The 4,175-nt window shown below is 36.4% G+C and carries 10 protein-coding genes; all 10 read left to right on the top strand.

Translation table 11 applies throughout. The annotated features are described in order from the left end of the window. A partial coding sequence (locus CDOM16188_RS10910; protein ID WP_172202157.1) for a hypothetical protein occupies positions 1–265 on the top strand: 265 nt, incomplete at its 5' end. A gap of 69 nt (positions 266–334) precedes the next feature. After that, positions 335–700 (top strand): DUF4406 domain-containing protein, encoded by a 366-nt coding sequence (locus CDOM16188_RS10905; RefSeq protein ID WP_172202155.1) that lies wholly within the window; start codon positions 335–337, stop codon positions 698–700. Between the two features lie 128 nt (positions 701–828). Next, entirely contained in the window at positions 829–1,035 is a 207-nt protein-coding gene (locus tag CDOM16188_RS10900) for a hypothetical protein (protein WP_172202153.1), read from the top strand. Further along, positions 1,026–1,514, top strand: coding sequence for a host-nuclease inhibitor Gam family protein (locus CDOM16188_RS10895; protein ID WP_172202151.1), 489 nt, complete (start codon positions 1,026–1,028; stop codon positions 1,512–1,514). The genes CDOM16188_RS10900 and CDOM16188_RS10895 overlap by 10 nt, the downstream gene beginning before the upstream one ends. A 103-nt stretch (positions 1,515–1,617) precedes the next feature. Further along, a complete protein-coding gene (locus tag CDOM16188_RS10890; protein WP_172202149.1) occupies positions 1,618–1,857 on the top strand; it encodes a transcriptional regulator in 240 nt (79 codons plus the stop codon). Between the two features lie 383 nt (positions 1,858–2,240). Beyond that, a complete protein-coding gene (locus CDOM16188_RS10885) occupies positions 2,241–2,888 on the top strand; it encodes a Rha family transcriptional regulator (RefSeq protein ID WP_172202147.1) in 648 nt (215 codons plus the stop codon). Continuing rightward, the gene (locus CDOM16188_RS10880; RefSeq protein WP_172202145.1) at positions 2,885–3,097 is read left to right on the top strand and encodes a hypothetical protein; all 213 of its coding nucleotides are present in this window, start codon (positions 2,885–2,887) and stop codon (positions 3,095–3,097) included. Before CDOM16188_RS10885 ends, CDOM16188_RS10880 begins: the two co-directional genes overlap by 4 nt. A gap of 46 nt (positions 3,098–3,143) precedes the next feature. Then, on the top strand, positions 3,144–3,602 hold the full coding sequence (locus CDOM16188_RS10875; protein WP_172202143.1) for a hypothetical protein: 459 nt from the start codon (positions 3,144–3,146) through the stop codon (positions 3,600–3,602). Beyond that, the gene (locus CDOM16188_RS10870) at positions 3,599–3,826 is read left to right on the top strand and encodes a hypothetical protein (protein WP_253908197.1); all 228 of its coding nucleotides are present in this window, start codon (positions 3,599–3,601) and stop codon (positions 3,824–3,826) included. Before CDOM16188_RS10875 ends, CDOM16188_RS10870 begins: the two co-directional genes overlap by 4 nt. Next, a partial coding sequence (locus CDOM16188_RS10865; RefSeq protein ID WP_172202141.1) for a phage protein GemA/Gp16 family protein occupies positions 3,827–4,175 on the top strand: 349 nt, incomplete at its 3' end. It abuts the gene before it with no gap.

Genomic DNA, 4,175 nt, shown 5'->3' with positions numbered 1-4,175 from the left:
CCTTGACGTAGAGATAAAATCAGGGGCAAAAGAGAGCTTAACTCTACCAAATAAGCTTACATTTGAATTGCCTATATATGAAGCGGACACAACTATTTTAGGCAGATTTGAAACCGAACTTTTTGTAAGCATCGATGAGGAGAAATTTAGTCTAAAGCTAGTGTGTTATACGGCAGAGATAGTAAGGCGTGAAGCGCTAGATAGATTAATGCAAAGCATTAGCACAAAATGCGAAGATGTGAAAGCGTATAAAGCAAGCATTTAAAGAAGCTTTGATTTTACAGGGGGCTAAATTTTAGCCTCCGATAAAGTCAATCAAATTTAAAGGAGTCAAATGGAAAAGATTAGAGTCTATGTCGCCACACCTTACGGTGCGCTTAGATGCAGCGATAATATGCGTGATTACCTTGCGCAAAACATAGCTAAAGAAGAGTGTGCAAAGATAAGAAGGGCAGGATATGAGCCTGTAAGTGCGGTGCTTGAGCTTGCAGGAAAATTTAATGAAGGCACACAAAGAGATGAGGCTTTAGAGGCTGGAATAGAGCTGCTTGAAAGCTGCGATCATATCTATATGAGCACTCATCCGGATAGTAAAAATTCCAAGGGAATGTCTGCCGAGCTTGATAGGGCAAGAGAGCTGGGCATAAGCGAGCTAGTGCTAAATAAAGACGGCTCGGCTGAGCTTGTGCTAGGTATTTAAGTATGGCACTACGTATCGTAAAAAAGAGTAAGAGATCCAAGGCTAAACTTGGAGTGGCTTTTCTTTACGGATACGTTTGCTCACATGCTTTTGCGTGTAAATTTAATTATTTTAAGGAGTATTAAGAGATGAGCAGATCAATATCACTGCTTGCAGCTATGGGGCTTGCGTTTGATAGCCCGCTGCTTGATGATTTAGAAATGCCAAGAGAGAGATCTAGGCTACCTCGTAGGGCAAATTTCAGAGTCAAAAGGACAAAGGGCAAAAGAGATATAAGTCAAAAAAGAAGAGCTAACAGAAGAAAATCAAATTTAAGGAGTAGAAGATGCAGATAAATAGTTTTAGCGATGTGGATAACGCACTCAAAAGAGTGTGTGAGCTAGAGGTGGCACTAGCTGATATTAACGGCGAAATAACGTTAAAGTGTAATGAGATAAAAGACGCTCATAAGGCGCAAGTTGAAAAGCTAGACAACGAGAAAAAGTATATAGAGGGTCAAATAACGGCTTTTTGTGAAGAGAACAAAGCTGAATTTGCAGAAAAAAGAAGCAAGGAATTTACATTCGGCAAGATAGGCTATAAGTTAAGCAAGAGCGTTAGCTTACCTCGTATAAAAGAAAAAGTCGAAAAACTTATCAAGGCTCTAAAAAGCTATAAGCTGGATGAGTGCATTAGTTATGAAGAGACGATTAACAAAGACGCCATTGTGGAGCTTGGGGATGCCGAGCTTGTAAAACTTGGTCTTAAGCGAGTAGTAAAAGACAACTTCCGCATAGAAACCAAGATAGAGAATTTACAAAGTGCAAACGTCTGAAGTTAAAGTTTAATAAGCTTTAACAAAGCCCTAAATATAGGGCTTGATTAAGGTTTTTAAAAGTAGTTTTTAGTTAAAATATCATAACTTTTAAGGAGACAAAATGGCAGAGCAAACAAATCTTATCAAGCAAACCTGCAAAGAGCTAAATTTAACGTATAAACAGCTTGGAGAGTTGATAGGATATAGCGAAGCGACTTTAAATAAAAACGCTTCAACAGGCGAAATAAGCAGAGCTATTGAAGTTGCCATAAATTTATATCTTGAAACATTAAGACTAAAAAAAGAGCTTGAAAAATTTGAGCTTTTAAAAAGCATTATTCAGGATTTAGCTCAAAAATAACTTTTTAAATAAGTTAAATTTCTACTAAAAACTACTAAAATATATTAAAAACCTTGATTTAATTTCTTAAATATGTTATTATTCTTTCATCAAAGGGATTTAAGAAGCCTTTTGAAATAAGATGAAAGGAGACAAGATGAGAAAGCTAAGAGTGATTGTACTAGCACTACAAATCATATTTTACTTGGCAGCATTAGCTAAGTTGCTAAGTAGCTAAACAAGCCCCCGTAAGGGGGTTTCATCTTGTCCCTTAAAATTATATCACAAAGGAGTAAAAATGAGTTGGGATTTTGTCCTTATACTTATTTTATCGGCGTGGGTCGGCGTTGATGAGTGGCGTTTAACTCGTCTTGAAAAAGAAGTTAAAAATTTAAAGGAAAAAAATGAATAGTGTAGTAGTCATTAACAACCAAGAAGTAAATTTTGAAGTGGTGGGTAGTGAAGCATTCACCACTTCATTGGATGTTTCGGCTGTTTTTGGTAAACAACATCAACACATTATAGCAAAAATAAAATCTATAAGTGATGAAAATTTCCGACAGTCAAATTTTCGACCGTCGAACAGAGTGGCTATTTCAGGGCTTTTTGAAAAAGAGCAACCTTATTACAAAATTTCAAAAAATGGAGCAGCATTTTTGATAATGGGTTTTACTGGCGAAAAAGCAGAAGCTTTTAAAATCCAATTTTTAGAAGCTTACGATAAAGTATTAAAAGAAAATCAAAGAATAAAGCAACATTTTGCAATAGGCAAAGAACAATTTGATCAAGCTCTAACCGCTCTAAGTCAAAAATCAATAGAAGTCGATGAATTTAAACAAAAATACTATGCAACACTTGAGCGTGAAAACGAGCTTTTGCGTGAAAAGCTTACAAATAAACCCGAACTTATTAAAAAATCCACTCGCCTAAGCGACGCGGAGAGAGACGAGATAGTAAAACTATATAAAAGCGGCTTATCTCAGACCGAAATTTGCCGTAAAACGAGCAGGAGCGACACGGCGGTGCGAAATGCCATAAGGAGCGCATTATGAAAGAGGTTAGCGTATTTTATATAGATGAGGTCAATAACGCAAAAGATAAATTTTTAGCCTTTAGTCTTTTGCTTTCGGGGCTTGGCAGGATGTGCGAGGATTTTACGGACGGCGGCGGCGGACTTAAGGAAGCTTTATATCTTTTAAGCGATGTGAGCAATATAGCTTATGAGTCTTTGAATGATATGAGTTTAGAACAAAGGGCTTAAAAGCCCTTTTTAAAGTGTTTAAAAAAGCATTTTAAAAAGGACTTGAATGCACGAAACAACGATCGAATTAAACAGACGCAAGCTGATAGCTACTATGGCTAAATACGCATTAGAGGGCTTTATAAGCGAAGCGATGTTTAAGTATGCGAGTATTAAAGGCATAAACCTAAATTTTACCTTCTCTCACCCGGGAGCAAAGCAGATATTTGAGATGAACAAAGAAAATATCAAGGCTAAGCTTAGAGAATTTTGGGCTGATAACCTAGAAGAGATAAAGGCTAAGGATATATTTTTTAAAGAGATAAGTTGCGAGGTAATATACCGCTTTCCAAGAGATAGCAAGGCTTTAGAAGAGGAAAGAAAGCCATACATTGAGCTATCAAACGGCAGCTTTGAAAATAGAGCCAAAGATCCGGGCATAAAAATAAAATTTGAGAGAATCAGAGCAGCCATAAAGTCAGATCTTGAAAGCGGCAAAAGCGTATATGCAGGGAGTGAAATTTGAAGTTTAAAACAAGTAAGAGCCTAACTACAAAACAACGAATGCATATAGATAATTTAGTAAAGCGCAGAAGAGATTTGTATCAAGAAAGGCTAAACAGTGTTTTATCTTACGATCTTGACTATTATAGATTTAAAAACGGCAAGCTAAATATCTCAAAGATGGCTAGATGTACGGGCTTTAGTCGTAGTTTTTTAACTAAACATTTATGGTTTAAAGGATTATAAATGACACGCTCTCAAGAGATATATAGAAAGCAGCTTTTAGCAAGAATTCACACCCATCCACAATATAAAATCATCAAAGATAATGACGCATGGAGTGATTGGCTATCGATTAGATTTGGCGTAAGCAGCTCAAAAGAGCTAAGCCTAAAAGAGCTAAACAAGATCCTTGATATTTTAAATAACAAATGCGAGGACGAGATAGATCTAAAGCCTGATTTTACCGGGCGAAATATGATAAAAAGCGATAAGATTACAACCAAGCAAAATCAAAAGATATATGTGCTAGCTAATGAGCTTTGTTGGAATGAGATGAAGCTGCTAAGATTTGTAAAAAGGCAGATAGGATACT

This window comes from Campylobacter sp. RM16188, from assembly GCF_012978795.1.
GTDB lineage: Bacteria > Campylobacterota > Campylobacteria > Campylobacterales > Campylobacteraceae > Campylobacter_A > Campylobacter_A canis.
The sequence above is the reverse complement of the archived record's forward strand: the minus strand, read 5'-3'. Positions and strand labels throughout refer to the sequence as shown.

Coding starts and splice junctions, on each gene's coding strand:
- CDOM16188_RS10905 (WP_172202155.1), top strand. CDS start 335: ATGGAAAAGATTAGAGTCTATGTCGCCACACCTTACGGTGCGCTTAGA.
- CDOM16188_RS10900 (WP_172202153.1), top strand. CDS start 829: ATGAGCAGATCAATATCACTGCTTGCAGCTATGGGGCTTGCGTTTGAT.
- CDOM16188_RS10895 (WP_172202151.1), top strand. CDS start 1,026: ATGCAGATAAATAGTTTTAGCGATGTGGATAACGCACTCAAAAGAGTG.
- CDOM16188_RS10890 (WP_172202149.1), top strand. CDS start 1,618: ATGGCAGAGCAAACAAATCTTATCAAGCAAACCTGCAAAGAGCTAAAT.
- CDOM16188_RS10885 (WP_172202147.1), top strand. CDS start 2,241: ATGAATAGTGTAGTAGTCATTAACAACCAAGAAGTAAATTTTGAAGTG.
- CDOM16188_RS10880 (WP_172202145.1), top strand. CDS start 2,885: ATGAAAGAGGTTAGCGTATTTTATATAGATGAGGTCAATAACGCAAAA.
- CDOM16188_RS10875 (WP_172202143.1), top strand. CDS start 3,144: ATGCACGAAACAACGATCGAATTAAACAGACGCAAGCTGATAGCTACT.